Here is a 14977-nt window from a genome sequence, read left to right on the forward strand (position 1 = left end):
GAAAAGCGACAGCACATAGACGATGATGACCGCCGCGAGAATGCACACGCCGATCGCGATCCGGGGCGCGTCGCGCTTCTTCTTTGTGGGCGGCGCCGGGGCCGGCGCAACCGGGGTCTCCGTCGTCATCGGCCACCGCCGCGAGCAATGGAGCGCGACGTCCGCCGCGAGGCTTGCTGGAAACGGGACGGCAACGCTGGCGAGATCCGGGTGGAGCGGGGTGACACGTCGTCAGATGTTAGCGAATGGCGGAACCCGGGCGCGCGGCGAAATACCCTGTCCAGAAACATAACAGCCGCGCGCCACCCAACGGCCATGCACCGTTCACTTCACCGGCCGACACGCGCGCAGCGTCCCCCGGATGATATGGCGCGACGGATTTGCTAGCCGGATGGCGAGTCGGCCACGCAGCGAAATCCGATGTGCGTCGTCGCGGAGTCCTGCGATTGCGGTGACCGCGCCGCCGGACGGTAGCGATGGCAGTACTCGGGCGCGCATAGGTGGCTGCCGCCCTTCAAGGTCTGGCTGACGGACGGATCAGCGGGACCCGACGGGGTGCAGCAGGACTTGGGAGGCTGGTCGAGCCGGTGATGTGCGGCGAACTCCGTGGCCGTCCACTCCCAGACGTTGCCTATCATGTCGACAAGCCCAAAGCCGTTGGGGGCGAACGTTCCAACGGGCGAAGTTCCCACCCAGCCGCGCGCCCCCTCATTGCGGTACGGGAAGTCGCCCTGCCAGGTGTTGGCCATCAGTCGGCCATCGCTCGTCGCCTCGTCGCCCCACGAGTACGTCGTCGTGGACCCGGCCCGGGCCGCGTACTCCCACTCGGCCTCGGTCGGCAGCCGCCGCCCGGCCCAGCGCGCATAGGCCGCCGCGTCCGGATACGCCACCTGCACGACCGGATGATCGCCGCGGTCCGCGACATCGCTCTCGGGCCCGAACGGATGGCGCCAGCTCGCCCCGGGCACCCACTCCCACCACTGGCGCCAGTCGCGCAGGTCGACCGGCCCGGTTGTCGGCCGGAAAACCATTGCGCCCGGGCATAACTCGTTCGGATTTGCTCCCGGGTACAGCGCCGGATCGATCGGCTGCTCGGCCACCGTCACATACCCGGTGGCGTCGACGAATTCGGCGAACTGCGCGTTGGTCACCGGATGCCGTTCCACCCCAATCCGACCCACCGACACCGTGTGGATCGGCGCCTCTTCGGGGTAGAAGCTCGTCGAGCCCATGCGGAAGGATCCGCCCGGGAGGTCGACCAGCTCGCTTAGCACCCCGTCAGGCTACGCCGGTCGAGTGCCCTAGTCGGATTGCCGATACCAGGTGAGCATGTAAAGAGCCATCGCCGCGACCAGCGCGATCAGCACCCAGATAACCAGCACTTGGTCGATCCATACGCCCGGAGGGGGCGCACCCGGCCAGAAGTTGCGAATGGAAATCACGGCGAACAACATCGCGGCAAACCAAGTCACGAACGGCGGCACGAATTTCCTTCTGCCCAAGTCTATTTGGATCACCACGGCAAAAGCCAACGCCGGCAGCGCGAAAAGCACCAAGCAGATGCCCAAGTCGAAGATCAGCGGGCCCTTGGCCCTGTGCAGCGTGATGACGACGTTGTCGGCGCGATCCGAGTCCTGACTGGCTTCGCCGACGCGCTGAACGCTGACGTCCCAGCCGTCCAAGCCGCCCGACCTCAATGCCACCAATGACACCGTCGTGCTGGTGCGGCTGGAAAAGCTGGACACCACCGCGAACCGATTGACGGTGAAGGTCGCTGGTGATCCCTGAGGAGTCGATGTTCGACAAACGCCTCGATGGTGGTCGCGACTTGCGCCGGCGACTTGCCCGCCGGGTATTGCAAGTCGCCTAGGTCGTTCGGGGGATCCATACGGACCGCGGTGTCGGTCTTGAGCACCTCGAGGCGTTTGTCGAACATCGACTCCTCAGGGATCACCAGCGACCTTCACCGTCAATCGGTTCGCGGTGGTGTCCAGCTTTTCCAGCCGCACCAGCACGACGGTGTCATTGGTGGCATTGAGGTCGGGCGGCTTGAGCGGGCCCCCCGATTTCGCCAGCAGGTGCACGCCGAACAGCGACAGGGCGTACACGGCGACGAAGCCCGCGACGGCGGCTAGCATCCGTCCTCGAGTGTCCGGAACCGCTTCTGCGGCTGCGTGATACCTGACTCACGCAACCGTGCGAACTTTCGATGAGCCGCGGGTTGGTGCACCAGTTCATCCGGCGTTTGTTTGCCTGTTAAGCCAGTGACGGTAGATGTCGGGTGTGAAGCGCACTCGTTCGGTACTGGCCGTCGGTGCCCTGGTGGGCGGCGCCATGTTGGTTTCCGCCTGCAGCGACTCGCCCGCGAGCCTGCCGTATACGGCCGGGGCCAAGGTCGACTGCGGCGGCAAGCAGACCCTGGCGGCCAGCGGCTCGACCGCACAAGCCAACGCGATGACCCGGTTCATCGACGCCTATCGCCAGGCGTGCTCTCCGCAGACACTCAACTACACCGCCAACGGTTCCGGCAATGGCATCACCGACTTCCTTGCCGGCAAAACCGATTTCGCCGGTTCCGACACGCCACTGTCGGGCGACCAATACGCCGCCGCCAAGCGGCGCTGCGGGGGCGCCGACGCCTGGAACCTGCCGGTGGTGTTCGGCCCGCTGGCCATCACCTACAACCTCGCCGCCGTCGATTCCCTGGTGCTCGACGCGCCCACACTGGCCAAGATCTTCAACGGCAGCATCACGCGCTGGGACGACCCGGCCCTGGCCTTACTCAACGCCTCCATGCCTGCCGAGGACATTCACGTCATCTACCGCAGCGACGGCTCGGGCACCACCGACAACTTCCAGGACTACCTGCAGGCCGCATCCGGCGGGGCCTGGGGCAGGGGTGCGGGCAAGAGCTTCGACGGGGGTGTGGGTGCCGGAGCCGTCGGGAACACGGGCATCGCGGCCGCCGTGAAAAGCACCGAGGGTGCGATCGGCTATAACGAGCTGTCGTTCGCGCTCCAGCAAGGCCTGTTCGCCGCCGAGATCAAGACGCCGGCCAGCCGTAGGTCGTTGCGCCCGGTGCGGATCGGCACCGACACGGTCGGCAAGACCATCAAGGGCGCGAGGATCACCGGCGCCGGCAACGATCTGGTGCTCGACCTGTCGTCGTTCTACAACCCCGCCCAGCCCGACGTCTACCCGATCGTGTTGGCCACCTACGAGATCGTCTGTTCGAAGTACCCGACCGACGATGTGGCCAGGGCGGTCAAGGCTTTTCTGCAGGCGGCCATCGGCCCCGGCCAGATCGAACTGGCCAAAACCGGCTACATTCCGTTGTCGGCCGACTTCCAGGCTCGGGTCTCCAGCGCGGTCGACGCGATCAGCTCGGTCGATGCACCCAAACCCGAGTGAGGTTCTTTGCGCGCCAACACGTCAGTCCCGCGAAAAGGCAAGCGCGATCTCCGCTTCCACGTCCACGTAGGGTCGACCGGACAGGTCGACGGTGACCTGGGTGATGGTGCCGCCGGTGAATGTGAACGGCGCCTTGTAACGGCTGGATACCCCCGACCCGCCGTTGCGCCCGACCGTGATGCCGGCACCGGCCAGCCCGAAGGTTCCCGGGTGAGTGGTCACTCCCGCCAGGGCCCCGACGGCCTGGTCGTCGATGAACAGCGTGACGTCGCCCAGCGGCGTGTGACTGTTCTCGACCGTTCCGGTGCGGGAATAGCTGGCGCCGAACAGATGTCTGCCGAGGGGCACCGCCTCGGAGGAGGAGACCTCCTGCTGGCGCTCGCCGAGGAAGTTGTACACGTAGTGCAGCCGCCCGTCCTGGATGAACAGCACATGCCCGCCGTGCGCGCCGCCCTGCTTGAACAGCACACCCTCGGCGCCGGTGGTATCGACGGTCACCTCGGCCACCACCGAGAACGACCGGCCGCGAAGTTCGGCGGCGGCACCGATGCTCACGTCGGCGCAATCGGGATAGTAGAGGTAGCTGTTGCGTTCGCTGACCAGATATGGCCGCTGCCGCGTCAGCGTCTCCATGATGTTCAGATCGGCCAGCGGCAACCCGTTGTACTTGGCCGCCTCCGAGAACCACAGCGCCTTGAGTTCCTCAAGTTTGTCCGGGTTTTCGGCTGCCAGGTCGTGGCACTGGCTCCGGTCGGCCTCGATGTGGAACAGTTCCCAGCGGTCAGCGTCGAAGTGCGACCAACCCGCCGGGGTTGCCGCGTGCACGGTGTTGGCGAACCAGCCCTGGTGCCAGATCCCGCGGGTTCCCAGCATGGTGTAGAACTGGGTGCTCTTCGCGGTGCCGGCGCCCGGATCGCCAAGGGCCGCTTTGAAACTCACGCCATCCAACGGCTTTTGGACGATGCCCTTGACCGTCTCCGGCGGCGTCATCTCCAGTAGGTCGTAGACGGTCGGGGTGATGTCGCATACGTTGACGTAGTTGTCGCGCACTTCCCCGTGCGCGGCAATTCCCTTGGGCCACGAAATGATTGCCGTGTCGGCGATACCGCCCTCGTGGGAGGCATAGCGCTTGTACAGCTTGTAGGGGGTGTTGAACGCCATCGCCCACCCGATCGGGTAATGGTTGTAGGTCTCGGGGCCACCGAGGTGTTCGAACAGCTTCATGCTTTCTTCGACGGTGTCGATGTAACCGTTGAAGAACTTGCCCTCATTGACCGATCCGTTCGGGCCGCCCTCGCCGCTGGCACCGTTGTCGGAAATGACCACGATGATGGTGTTGTCGAGCTGGCCCGAATCCTCGAGATAGTCCAGGATCCGGCCGATCTGGGCGTCGGTGTAGCTCAGGAACCCGGCGAACACTTCGGCCATCCGGGCGAACAGCCTCTTCTCCTCGCCGTTCAGTGAATCCCAGGGCCGCACCGTGTCCTGCAGCGGCCACGGTTCACCGCTCGGCCCCTTCACGTCGAGATACGGGTTCATTGGCGATAATTCGGTGTCGCCCGGCACGATGCCCAGCGCCTTCTGCCGCTCCAGCACCACCTCGCGGTAGCGCTCGTAGCCCATGTCGAACTTGCCGGCGTACCGGTCCGCCCACTCGGCGAAGACGTGGTGCGGCGCGTGTCCGGCGCCGGGACATACGTAGGAGAACCAAGGCTTCTCGGGCGCAATCACTTTGGCGTCGCGGATGAATTCGATCGTCTTGTCGGCGATGTCCTTCGAGAGATGGTAGCCGTCCTCCGGGGTGCCCGGCGGAGTCACCGGGTGGTTGTCGTAGACCAGGTCCGGATACCACTGGTCGGTCTCCCCGCCCATGAACCCATAGAACCGTTCGAAGCCTCGTGAGGTCGGCCAGTGCCGCTTCGTCGAGGCAAGGTTCGATTCCTCGAGGGGCGTCAGGTGCCACTTGCCCACGCAGTAGGTGTTGTATCCCCGTTCGGCGAGAGCCTCGGAGAGCAGGCCCGTTTCGAACGGGATGCGGCCGTTGGCGTTGGGGAAGCCCTCGGTGAACTCCTCGATGGTGGCCATGCCGACGGTGGTGGCGTTGCGGCCGGTGAGCAAGGACGCCCGGGTCGGCGAACACAATGCTGTGGTGTGGAACTGCGAGAGCCGGATGCCGCGCTCGGCGATCCGCGACATGGCGGGCATTTCGACCAAGCCACCGAAGCAGTCCCAGGTCGCGATGCCCGTGTCGTCCCACACCAGGTACAGGACGTTGGGCGCGTTCTGCGGCGCGGTCGGGGCGGCGTAGGGCCCCCAGTCCGGTTCGGAATCCCGGATGTCGAGCTCGATCTTCCCGTTGAACTGCCCCGACCCAGTCGCCATCGCCGAAGACTACACCCGGGACGGGGCGTTTAGGTGCTGGTATCGAAAGGGCTTACTTGGCCTTTTCCAGAATTTCGACGAGCCGCCAGCGCTTGGTCGCCGACGTCGGGCGGGTCTCCATCAGCGAGACGCGGTCGCCGATTCCGGCGGTGCTGTTCTCGTCGTGCGCCTTGACCTTGGTGGTGGTCCGGATGATCTTGCCGTACAGCGGGTGACGCACGCGGTCTTCGAGCTCGACCACGATGGTCTTCTGCATCTTGTCGCTGACCACGTAGCCGATGCGCACCTTACGGCGGCCCCGCACCTTCGGGTTGGCCGGAGTGTGCTTGGGGCCCTTGTCCTTCGACGCGGCCTCGGTTGCGGCGGCCTTCTTCGGGGCGGCCTTCTTGGGGGCAGCCTTCTTGGCTTCTGCCATCACGATTCCTTACCGTCGGGCCCGGAAGCCAAGCCCAGTTCTCGTTCGCGCAGCACCGTGTAGACGCGCGCGATCTCCTGACGCACCGTGCGGAGCCGGCGGTTGTTGGTGAGCTGTCCGGTCGCCATCTGGAAACGCAGGTTGAACAGCTCTTCCTTGGATTCGCGCAAACGCTCGGTGAGCTCCTCTTCGGTGAGCTCACGCAGTTCGCCAGGCGAAATTCCCACTGCCATCAGAACTGATCCTCTCGAGTCACGATGCGTGCCTTGATCGGCAACTTGTGGATTGCACGGGTCAGGGCCGCCCGGGCGGTCTGCTCGTTGGGGTAGCTGAGTTCGAACAGCACCCGGCCCGGCTTGACGTTGACGACCCACCATTCCGGCGAACCCTTACCCGAACCCATCCGGGTTTCGGCGGGCTTCTTGGTCAGCGGGCGGTCGGGGAAGACGTTGATCCACACCTTGCCGCCACGTTTGATGTGCCGGTTGATGGCGATACGAGCGGACTCGATCTGCCGGTTGGTGACGTAGGCGTGCTCCAGAGCCTGGATGCCGTAGTCACCGAAGTTCACCGCCGTGCCGCCACTGGCGATACCGCGCTGGCGGGGGTGGTGCTGCTTGCGGTGTTTAACCCTGCGGGGAATCAACATGATTCAGCTCTCCGTGCCTTGTGGTTCTGCAGCGGGTGCGGCCTGGGTCGCGGCTGCTGCGCCCTCTTCGGCGCTCGCGGCGGCGCGGCCCGCTTCGGTGCTGGTGGCCGTGGTGCCCGACGCGCCACTGCGACGCGGACGGGTGCCCGACGGGCGCTCGCGGCGCGAGCGCTCGGCGCCTGCCGGAGCGGCGGCGGCCAATTCGCGCTTCCCACCGACGATGTCGCCTTTGTAGATCCACACCTTCACGCCGATCCGGCCGAAGGTGGTCTTGGCTTCGTACAGGCCGTAGTCGATGTCGGCGCGCAGCGTGTGCAGCGGCACCCGGCCCTCGCGGTAGAACTCCGAGCGGCTCATCTCGGCACCACCGAGACGGCCGGAGCACTGCACCCGGATGCCTTTGACGTTGGGCTGACGCATCGCGGACTGGATGGCCTTGCGCATTGCCCGGCGGAACGCCACGCGGTTGCTCAGCTGCTCGGCGACGCCCTGGGCCACCAATTGCGCCTGGGACTCCGGGTTTCGGACCTCGAGGATGTTGAGCTGCACCTGCTTGCCGGTCAGCTTCTCCAGGTCGGCACGGATCCGGTCGGCCTCGGTGCCGCGACGGCCGATGACGATGCCGGGACGCGCGGTGTGGATGTCGACCCGGACCCGGTCACGGGTGCGCTCGATCTCCACGTCGGCGATCCCGGCCCGCTCCAGGCCGGTCGAGAGCAGCCGCCGGATCGCGACGTCTTCCTTGACGTAGTCCGCGTACTGCTTGTCGGCGTACCAGCGTGACTTCCAGTCGGTGGTGATGCCCAGCCGGAAGCCGTGCGGATTGATCTTCTGGCCCACTAGTCTGAGCCTCCCTTCGCGTCAGAGGTCTCAGACGTCTTGGCTTCGGCTTTCGGTGCGGCCTTCTTCGCGGGCGCTTTGGTGGCGGCCTTCTTGGCCGGTGCCTTGTTGGCCGGCGATTTCTTGGCGGGCGCCTTCTTGACGGGTGCCTTCGAGGCGGCCTTGCTCGCCTCGGCGCGACGGGCCCGGGTCGACTTCGCCGACCCCTGGTCCTTACCCGGGCGGCTTTCCACCACGACCGTGATGTGGCTGGTGCGCTTGCGGATCCGGAACGCGCGGCCCTGGGCACGCGGACGGATGCGCTTTGCGGTGGGTCCCTCGTCGGCGTAGACGGTGGCGACCACCAGGGTGGCCGGGTCCAGCCCGTTGTTGTTCTGTGCGTTGGCCGCGGCACTGGCGATCACCTTGGCCACCGGCTCACTGGCGGCCTGCGGCGCCCAGCGCAAGATGTCCAGCGCGTCGGCCACCGAGCGGCCGCGCACCAGGTCGATCACCCGGCGCGCCTTTCTCGGCGACACCCGCACGAAACGTGCTTTGGCCACCGCCGATGGGAATTCCGTTGTGGTCATCGCCGTTTGGCCTTCCGGTCGTCCTTGATGTGTCCCTTGAAGGTGCGGGTGGGCGCGAATTCACCAAGCTTGTGGCCGACCATCGCCTCGGTGACGAACACCGGGACGTGCTTGCGTCCGTCGTGGACGGCAAAGGTGTGGCCGATGAAGTCAGGAATGATCGTCGAACGCCGCGACCATGTCTTGATCACCTGTTTGGTGTTCTTCTCGTTCTGCGTGTCCACCTTCTTGAGCAGGTGGCCATCGACGAACGGGCCCTTCTTCAGGCTGCGTGGCATGTGCTACTCCTGACTTCCTAGCGACCGTGCTTCTTGCCGGTGCGCCGGCGTCGGACAATGAGCTTGTTACTGGCCTTGTTCGGGTGGCGGGTGCGGCCCTCGGGCTTGCCCCACGGGCTCACCGGGTGACGACCACCGGAGGTCTTGCCCTCACCACCACCGTGCGGGTGGTCCACCGGGTTCATGACCACACCACGGACCGAAGGGCGCTTGCCCTTCCACCGCATCCGGCCGGCCTTACCCCAGTTGATGTTCGCCTGCTCGGCGTTGCCGACCTCGCCGACGGTGGCGCGGCAGCGCACGTCGACGCGGCGGATCTCACCGCTGGGCATACGCAGCGACGCGTAGGTGCCCTCCTTGCCGAGCAGCTGGATGCTCGACCCAGCCGACCGCGCCAGCTTGGCGCCACCGCCCGGTCGCAGTTCCACGGCGTGGATCACCGTACCGGCCGGGATGTTGCGCAGCGGCAGGTTGTTACCCGGCTTGATGTCCGCGTTCGGGCCGCACTCCACCACGTCGCCCTGCGAAAGTCCCTGCGGCGCAATGATGTAGCGCTTCTCACCGTCCAGGAAATGCAGCAACGCGATGTTGGCGGTCCGGTTCGGGTCGTACTCGATGTGCGCGACCTTGGCGTTCACGCCGTCCTTGTCGTTGCGACGGAAGTCGATCACCCGGTACGCGCGCTTGTGGCCACCACCCTTGTGGCGGGTGGTGATGCGGCCGTGCGCGTTCCGCCCACCGTGGCCGTGCAGCGGACGCACCAGCGACTTCTCCGGGTCCGAACGAGTGACCTCGGAGAAATCGGACACGCTCGAGCCGCGACGGCCGGGGCTCGTCGGCTTGTACTTACGAATTGCCATGTCTAATCAGGTTTCCTCTCGCGGCGGCTACGCCGGTGCCCCGAACAGATCGATCGGCTTGCTACCCGGCGCCAGCGTGACGATGGCCCGCTTGGTGCTCTTGCGCTTGCCGAATCCGGTCCTGGTGCGCTTCCGCTTACCTTGCCGGTTCGCGGTGTTCACCGACGCGACCTTGACGGAGAAGATCTTCTCGACAGCGATCTTGATCTGCGTCTTGTTCGAATCGGGGTGCACCACAAACGTGTACACGTTGTCGTCAAGCAACGAATAGGACTTCTCCGAGATGACCGGGCCCAGAATGATGTCGCGGGGGTCAGTGATGGTCGCCATCTACGCCGAAACCTCCACATCCTTGTCGGCGGCACCGCCGGCGGCCCCGGCGATGTAGGCGCCCAGCGCCTCGACGCTGAACACCACGTCGTCCGAGCGCAGCACGTCATAGGTGTTGAGCTGGTCGGGGGCCAGGACGTGCACACCCGGCAGGTTGCGCACGCTCTTGGCGCCGGCCTCGTCGCTGCGGCCGATCACGACCAACACCCGCTTGCGGTCGGTCAGCGTGCCCAAAAACGCCCTGGCGTTCTTGGTGGACGGCGTCTGACCCGAGACCAGCTCGGTGATCGCGTGAATGCGGCCGTTGCGCGCCCGGTCGGACAGTGCGCCGCGCAACGCCGCGGCGATCATCTTCTTGGGGGTGCGCTGGCTATAGTCGCGGGGCTTGGGACCGTGCACGACGCCACCGCCGGTGAACTGCGGGGCTCGCGTCGAACCCTGTCGGGCCCGGCCGGTTCCCTTCTGCCGGTACGGCTTACGGCCACCGCCGCGGACGTCGCCGCGCGTCTTGGTCGAGTGCGTGCCCTGACGTGCCGCCGCCCGCTGCGCGGTGACGACCTGGTGCATCAGCGCGATATTGGCCGGGGCGTCGAACAATTCGGCCGGCAGCTCGATCGAGCCCTCGACCTTGCCGGCCGGCGTCTTGACGTCGATCTTGAGCGTCTTGGAGCCTTGTGCCATCACTTCTCACCTCGTTTGACCGCGCTGCGGACCACGACGAGTCCACCGGTGCGGCCGGGGACCGCGCCCTTGATCAGCAGCACGCCGTTCTCGGTATCGACCTTGTGCACCAACAGGTTCTGGACCGTCACCCGGTCGCTACCCATCCGGCCCGACATCCGGGTGCCCTTGAACACCCGGGCGGGGGTGGCGCAGCCACCGATGGAGCCCGGACGGCGGTGTACCGCCTGGGCACCGTGACTGGCGCCCTGACCACGGAAGCCGTGGCGCTTCATCGTGCCGGCGAAGCCCTTGCCCTTCGAGGTGCCCGTGACGTCGACGTAAGCGCCGTCGGCGAAGATCTCCGCGGTCAGCTCTTGGCCCACCTCGTAATCCGCGGCCGCCTCGGGGTTCTCCAGCCGCAGCTCGGCCAGAAACCGGCGCGGGTTGACGCCCGCGGCGGCGTACTGACCGGTCACCGGCTTGTTGACCTTGCGGGGACTGATCTCGCCGTACGCCAGCTGCACGGCGCTGTAACCGTCGCGCTCGGGGGTACGGATCCGGGTCACCACGTTCGGGCCGGCCTTGACGACCGTCACCGGGACGACCCTGTTGTTCTCGTCGAACACCTGCGTCATGCCCAGCTTGGTACCCAAAATGCCTTTTCTTGCCATGAGTCAGCGATCTCCTACTGGATGTTGACGTCGACACTGGCCGGAAGGTCGATGCGCATCAGCGCGTCGACGGTCTTCGGCGTCGGGTCGAGGATGTCGATCAGCCGCTTGTGGGTACGCATCTCGAAGTGCTCCCGCGAGTCCTTGTACTTGTGCGGAGAGCGGATGACGCAATACACGTTCTTCTCAGTCGGCAGCGGCACCGGACCTACAACACTGGCACCCGTGCGGACGACGGTCTCGACGATCTTGCGCGCCGACGCGTCAATAGCCTCATGGTCGTAGGCCTTAAGCCTGATGCGGATCTTCTGTCCCGCCACGCTTCTCCTACCCTCACTCCTGTTGGGGCCCGCTATCCGGGCTCACATAGTCCTCAGTGCCACCGGCGCGCCGATCGGGCCGGCCAACTCTGGGCCGATCGAGCGTTGCGCCGGATATTGCGCCGCTGTTTACCTGTCGTGGTCCACCGGCCCCCGCGGTCGGGCGTGTCACCCTCACGCAGCCTCATCCGCGATCGAAATTCGTCGCTCTCAAAGGATGGGACCGGACGCGCCCGTTTGGACGCTGGTCGTATGCCCGACCAGGCGCAAACCCGGCTCAAGGCAACCTGAACAGTATGCCTTAGATCGTGGCACGAACAAAATTCGGCCGCGATCTCGGGCCGAATCCCCCGGACCCGACTCAAGGACAGTAGCACCGGGGCCTAAACGTGCTGGTAGCGCGCTTAACGCGGCGGGCGCCCGGACGCTTATGCCCCCGCCGATTCGATGTCGGCCGCGCCGGCCCCGCCGCACTGCACATGTAAGAAGCCGTCGACGGCCGCCAGCGCGCACTGGCGGTAGTCGAAATCGGGCAGCGTGGACAGGCGGCCCAGCACCAGCGGGCCGATGAGCAGGGCGATCGCCCGCGATCGGTCCACCTCCCCGAGCTCGGCCGCTTCCGGGCTGTCGAAGATGGCGTCGAAGGGCTCCGCGTACTGCTGGGCGATGCGCTCGCGCAGGGTGGTGATCGCCGCGCTGTCGGCGTTGCCGCTGCGCCGCGGCTCGGGCAGGCCCTCCAGATCGCGTCCCAGCGCCAGCCAGGACATGGCCGTCATGAGGGTGGGCGCCTGGGCCACGGATTCGGCCTGGGCCAGCACCACCGCCACCAGGCGGTCGCGCAGCGAACCCTCGGCCGGCGGGGTGGGCGACGCCGGGATCAGGCTGTTGAAAGCGGCTGCCAGTAAATCGTTTCCGCTCGGGAAGTGGCGATACAGGGTTGCCCTGGCCACGTTGGCGGTACGGGTGACTGCGTCGACGGTCACCGCGCTGGGACCCCCCGCACGCAACAGCGTGACGGCGGCTTCCAGCAGCCTGGCCCGCGACCTCGCGGGGCGCGGATCGGACGTCCCGGCGGTAATTGTGACCCACCTCCTGTTTAAACACGAGACTAACGGTCTACCTACAAGACTATTGGTCTCGAAACTTCGCACGCTCCAGGGAGGCGAACCGCATGGTCGAAACCCTCGTCCGATCTGACCAGCGTACTGACGCGATCGGCGTCGGCGGCAGCTTCCGGGCACGAAACTGGACCCTGGCCGTCGCCTGCATGGCCGTAGCTCTGGTGGTGGCGTCGATGACGGCGCTGAACACCGCGCTCGGCGACCTTGCGGTGGCCACCTCGGCCACCGCATCGCAGCTGAACTGGGTCGTCGACGGATACACCGTGGCACTGGCGTGCCTGCTGCTGCCGGCCGGCGCGATCGGTGACCGCTACGGCCGCCGCGGTGCGCTGCTGACCGGGCTGCTGGTGTTCGCGATCGGCTCGATGGCACCCGCTCTGCTGCACAATCCGTCCCAGATCATCGCGGGCCGGGCGGTGGCCGGGATCGGCGCCGCGTTCGTCATGCCGGCCACCCTGTCGCTGCTGACGGTGGCCTATCCCAAAGACGAGCGCACCAAGGCCGTTGGCATCTGGGCCGGCACGGCCGGTTCGGGCGGTGTCCTGGGCATGCTCGGTTCCGGTCTGTTGCTTCGCTTTTGGGACTGGCACGCCATCTTCTGGTCGCTGGGGATCGCCGGCCTGGTGATCTTCGCGCTGGCCTGCACCATCGCGTCGTCGCGCGACGCGGGCGCACCCCGGGTCGACGCGCTGGGCGCGATCCTGATCGGCGCGGCGGTCGCCATCGCCGTGGCCGCCATCCTGGAAGCGCCCGGCCGGGGCTGGAGCGACCCGGTGGTGTGGGGCGGGCTCGTCGTCGGTGCGGTGATCGCCGCGGGGTTCGGCGCGCTCGAGTTGCGCCTCGCGTGGCGGGGCAGACATCCACTGCTGGACGTCAGGTTGTTCGCCGATCCCAATTTCGCCACCGGGGTGACCGCGATCGTCATCCTGTTCGGCGCCACCTTCGGCTTCTTCTACATCGGCATGCAATACGTGCAGCAGATCATGGGCTACTCCGCGCTGGCGACCGCGACCGCCTTCGGGCCGTTCATGGTGCCGCTGGGCATCTTCTCGGCCCTCTCTTTTTGGTATGTGCCCAAGCTGGGACTGCGCCTGGTGCTGTTCGTCGGCACACTGCTGATGGCGGTCGGATTCGGGTGCATGCACGGGCTGGGCCTGCACTCGACATATCTCGAATTCGCCTGGCCAACCCTGATTCTCGCCACCGGCATCGGAATCTGCACAGCGCCAACCACTTCGGCGATCATGGGCGCCGTTCCCGACGAGAAGCAGGGCGTCGCCTCCGCCGTGAACGACACATCGCGCGAGATGGGCGGCGCGCTGGGCATCGCGGTGGCCGGCTCCATCCTGGCCGGGCGCTACTCGCACGAGCTTGCGCCCAGGCTCGCGGCCTTCCCCGCACCGGTGCGCGGTCAGGCGACCGACTCGCTGGCCAAGGCCGTCGAGATCGCCGACCGGCTAGGGCCCCAGGGGCAACAGCTGGCCGACATCAGTAAGTCCGCGTTCCTGGCGGCGCTGCACGCCTCCACGATCACGATGGCCGCGATCGTCGCCGTCGCCGCCGTAGCGATCGGGGTGTGGGCTCCCGGCCGCGACGGTCGCCAGCTAAGCCCCGTGCGGCACCTGCTGTCGCGTCACTGAACGAATTCCGCGGCCCGGTGCCCGACCATCACGATCGTGGCGTGCGGGCCGCGGCTGGTGATCGCGGGCAGGATCGAGCCGTCGATCACCCACAGGTTGTCGACGCCGAGCACCCGGCACCGCGGGTCGACGACGGCATGCGGGTCGCCGTCGGCGCCCATCGGTGCGGTGCCACAAAGGTGTTGGGACGTCGACCAGATAGCAGCCGCGGCATCGATTGTGCCGCCGGACAATTCACGGGCCAGCTCGCTGCCCCGGCGCAGCGCCGCGACGTCTTCGGGCTCGCTGTCGTAGCGGTGTTCGATTCGCGGCGCCACGTCGGGATCGGCCGAGACCAGCGTCATGCGCCCGCGGGCGCGTGGCTGCATCAGCGCCACCCCGATGTGCGGCCAGTCGGCGTGCCCGGCGGTGCCGTCACCGGTCATGGCCACGAATCCGCCCGTGTAAGGCCTGATCTCGAGATCGTCGGCCGTGCTCAGCACCACCTCGAGCACCGGCCGTCCGGGCGTCACCGTCCAATCGGTGGGCAGCACCCACTCGGCATGATCGCTGAACGACGCGCCCACCGGCAGCGGCACCAGCACCGGCACCCCCGCGCCGGTCAGCATCGGTTCGTCGCCGATACCCGAGGCCATGAGCAGCCGGGCCGTTTCAATCGAACCGGCGCACAACACGACCCGGTCGGCGGTAAAGGTCATCCGTCCGCCCGGACCGATCGCGTCGACGCCCACCGCAACCGTGCCGGCGAAACGCAACCGGGCGGCCCGGGTGCGGGCTACCTGATCCCGGCGCTGAGCAGGCTGAACCTGAACCTGCGCGCGCGGACCC

Annotated in this window: 17 protein-coding genes and 2 pseudogenes; 2 read left to right on the forward strand and 17 right to left on the reverse strand. The window is 66.9% G+C overall.

From position 1 onward, the window contains the following. The 3 genes and pseudogenes from A5652_RS29135 to A5652_RS29140 all read right to left on the reverse strand — a co-directional run. Positions 1 to 129: pseudogene (locus A5652_RS29135) on the reverse strand (DUF4436 domain-containing protein); the annotation flags it as partial. Between the two features lie 254 nt (positions 130 to 383). Next, entirely contained in the window at positions 384 to 1274 is an 891-nt protein-coding gene (locus A5652_RS11150; RefSeq protein ID WP_067350575.1) for a formylglycine-generating enzyme family protein, read from the reverse strand. Positions 1275 to 1304: 30 nt separating this feature from the next. Continuing rightward, positions 1305 to 2105, reverse strand: a pseudogene (locus A5652_RS29140) (DUF4436 family protein); the annotation flags it as partial. Positions 2106 to 2283: 178 nt separating this feature from the next. Between A5652_RS29140 and pstS the strand changes: the two are divergent. Beyond that, entirely contained in the window at positions 2284 to 3411 is a 1128-nt protein-coding gene (pstS, locus tag A5652_RS11160; protein ID WP_082983861.1) for a phosphate ABC transporter substrate-binding protein PstS, read from the forward strand. 21 nt (positions 3412 to 3432) lie between these two features. Here pstS and A5652_RS11165 read toward each other — a convergent pair whose 3' ends face one another. The 13 genes from A5652_RS11165 to A5652_RS11225 form a co-directional block, all read right to left on the reverse strand. Beyond that, positions 3433 to 5793: an arylsulfatase gene (locus A5652_RS11165; RefSeq protein ID WP_067350582.1), complete on the reverse strand. Its 2361-nt coding sequence runs from the start codon at positions 5791 to 5793 to the stop codon at positions 3433 to 3435. Between the two features lie 52 nt (positions 5794 to 5845). After that, positions 5846 to 6208 carry a 30S ribosomal protein S17 gene (gene rpsQ / locus A5652_RS11170; RefSeq protein ID WP_082983860.1) on the reverse strand — a complete coding sequence of 121 codons (363 nt, stop codon included), beginning with the start codon at positions 6206 to 6208 and terminating at the stop codon, positions 5846 to 5848. After that, positions 6208 to 6441, reverse strand: a complete 234-nt coding sequence (rpmC, locus tag A5652_RS11175) for a 50S ribosomal protein L29 (protein ID WP_055401869.1) — start codon at positions 6439 to 6441, stop codon at positions 6208 to 6210. The genes rpsQ and rpmC overlap by 1 nt, the downstream gene beginning before the upstream one ends. After that, positions 6441 to 6857 (reverse strand): 50S ribosomal protein L16, encoded by a 417-nt coding sequence (rplP, locus tag A5652_RS11180; RefSeq protein WP_007773582.1) that lies wholly within the window; start codon positions 6855 to 6857, stop codon positions 6441 to 6443. Before rplP ends, rpmC begins: the two co-directional genes overlap by 1 nt. A gap of 3 nt (positions 6858 to 6860) precedes the next feature. Beyond that, on the reverse strand, positions 6861 to 7697 hold the full coding sequence (gene rpsC / locus A5652_RS11185; protein WP_067350589.1) for a 30S ribosomal protein S3: 837 nt from the start codon (positions 7695 to 7697) through the stop codon (positions 6861 to 6863). Next, positions 7697 to 8266: a 50S ribosomal protein L22 gene (rplV, locus tag A5652_RS11190; RefSeq protein ID WP_067350590.1), complete on the reverse strand. Its 570-nt coding sequence runs from the start codon at positions 8264 to 8266 to the stop codon at positions 7697 to 7699. The genes rpsC and rplV overlap by 1 nt, the downstream gene beginning before the upstream one ends. After that, positions 8263 to 8544, reverse strand: coding sequence for a 30S ribosomal protein S19 (rpsS, locus tag A5652_RS11195; RefSeq protein WP_007773585.1), 282 nt, complete (start codon positions 8542 to 8544; stop codon positions 8263 to 8265). The genes rplV and rpsS overlap by 4 nt, the downstream gene beginning before the upstream one ends. A gap of 17 nt (positions 8545 to 8561) precedes the next feature. Beyond that, on the reverse strand, positions 8562 to 9404 hold the full coding sequence (gene rplB, locus A5652_RS11200; RefSeq protein WP_067350592.1) for a 50S ribosomal protein L2: 843 nt from the start codon (positions 9402 to 9404) through the stop codon (positions 8562 to 8564). Positions 9405 to 9431: 27 nt separating this feature from the next. Further along, positions 9432 to 9734: a 50S ribosomal protein L23 gene (gene rplW, locus A5652_RS11205; RefSeq protein ID WP_067350595.1), complete on the reverse strand. Its 303-nt coding sequence runs from the start codon at positions 9732 to 9734 to the stop codon at positions 9432 to 9434. Further along, positions 9735 to 10418, reverse strand: a complete 684-nt coding sequence (gene rplD, locus A5652_RS11210) for a 50S ribosomal protein L4 (RefSeq protein ID WP_156745278.1) — start codon at positions 10416 to 10418, stop codon at positions 9735 to 9737. Further along, positions 10415 to 11068: a 50S ribosomal protein L3 gene (gene rplC, locus A5652_RS11215; protein ID WP_067350602.1), complete on the reverse strand. Its 654-nt coding sequence runs from the start codon at positions 11066 to 11068 to the stop codon at positions 10415 to 10417. Before rplC ends, rplD begins: the two co-directional genes overlap by 4 nt. 14 nt (positions 11069 to 11082) lie before the next feature. Next, positions 11083 to 11388, reverse strand: coding sequence for a 30S ribosomal protein S10 (gene rpsJ / locus A5652_RS11220; protein ID WP_003873519.1), 306 nt, complete (start codon positions 11386 to 11388; stop codon positions 11083 to 11085). Positions 11389 to 11816: 428 nt separating this feature from the next. Next, positions 11817 to 12416 (reverse strand): TetR/AcrR family transcriptional regulator, encoded by a 600-nt coding sequence (locus tag A5652_RS11225; RefSeq protein WP_197513914.1) that lies wholly within the window; start codon positions 12414 to 12416, stop codon positions 11817 to 11819. Positions 12417 to 12559: 143 nt separating this feature from the next. On the opposite strand from A5652_RS11225, the gene A5652_RS11230 reads away from it, so the two are divergent. Next, positions 12560 to 14149 (forward strand): MFS transporter, encoded by a 1590-nt coding sequence (locus A5652_RS11230; RefSeq protein ID WP_067350605.1) that lies wholly within the window; start codon positions 12560 to 12562, stop codon positions 14147 to 14149. On the opposite strand, the gene A5652_RS11235 is transcribed toward A5652_RS11230, so the two are convergent. Then, on the reverse strand, positions 14143 to 14977 hold an 835-nt coding region (locus A5652_RS11235), incomplete at its 5' end, for a GMC oxidoreductase (protein ID WP_197513912.1). The two genes, A5652_RS11230 and A5652_RS11235, sit on opposite strands and share 7 nt — an antisense overlap.

The sequence above is a fragment of the Mycobacterium sp. 1165178.9 genome (assembly GCF_001673555.1).
GTDB lineage: Bacteria > Actinomycetota > Actinomycetes > Mycobacteriales > Mycobacteriaceae > Mycobacterium.

What these genes read in the sequence shown, in the direction of transcription:
- rpsQ (WP_082983860.1), bottom strand. Translation starts at nt 6,208, where the DNA reads ATGGCAGAAGCCAAGAAGGCTGCCCCCAAGAAGGCCGCCCCGAAGAAG.
- rpmC (WP_055401869.1), bottom strand. Translation starts at nt 6,441, where the DNA reads ATGGCAGTGGGAATTTCGCCTGGCGAACTGCGTGAGCTCACCGAAGAG.
- rplV (WP_067350590.1), bottom strand. Translation starts at nt 8,266, where the DNA reads ATGACCACAACGGAATTCCCATCGGCGGTGGCCAAAGCACGTTTCGTG.
- rpsS (WP_007773585.1), bottom strand. Translation starts at nt 8,544, where the DNA reads ATGCCACGCAGCCTGAAGAAGGGCCCGTTCGTCGATGGCCACCTGCTC.
- rplC (WP_067350602.1), bottom strand. Translation starts at nt 11,068, where the DNA reads ATGGCAAGAAAAGGCATTTTGGGTACCAAGCTGGGCATGACGCAGGTG.
- rplP (WP_007773582.1), bottom strand. Translation starts at nt 6,857, where the DNA reads ATGTTGATTCCCCGCAGGGTTAAACACCGCAAGCAGCACCACCCCCGC.
- A5652_RS11230 (WP_067350605.1), top strand. Translation starts at nt 12,560, where the DNA reads ATGGTCGAAACCCTCGTCCGATCTGACCAGCGTACTGACGCGATCGGC.
- rplB (WP_067350592.1), bottom strand. Translation starts at nt 9,404, where the DNA reads ATGGCAATTCGTAAGTACAAGCCGACGAGCCCCGGCCGTCGCGGCTCG.
- rplW (WP_067350595.1), bottom strand. Translation starts at nt 9,734, where the DNA reads ATGGCGACCATCACTGACCCCCGCGACATCATTCTGGGCCCGGTCATC.
- A5652_RS11165 (WP_067350582.1), bottom strand. Translation starts at nt 5,793, where the DNA reads ATGGCGACTGGGTCGGGGCAGTTCAACGGGAAGATCGAGCTCGACATC.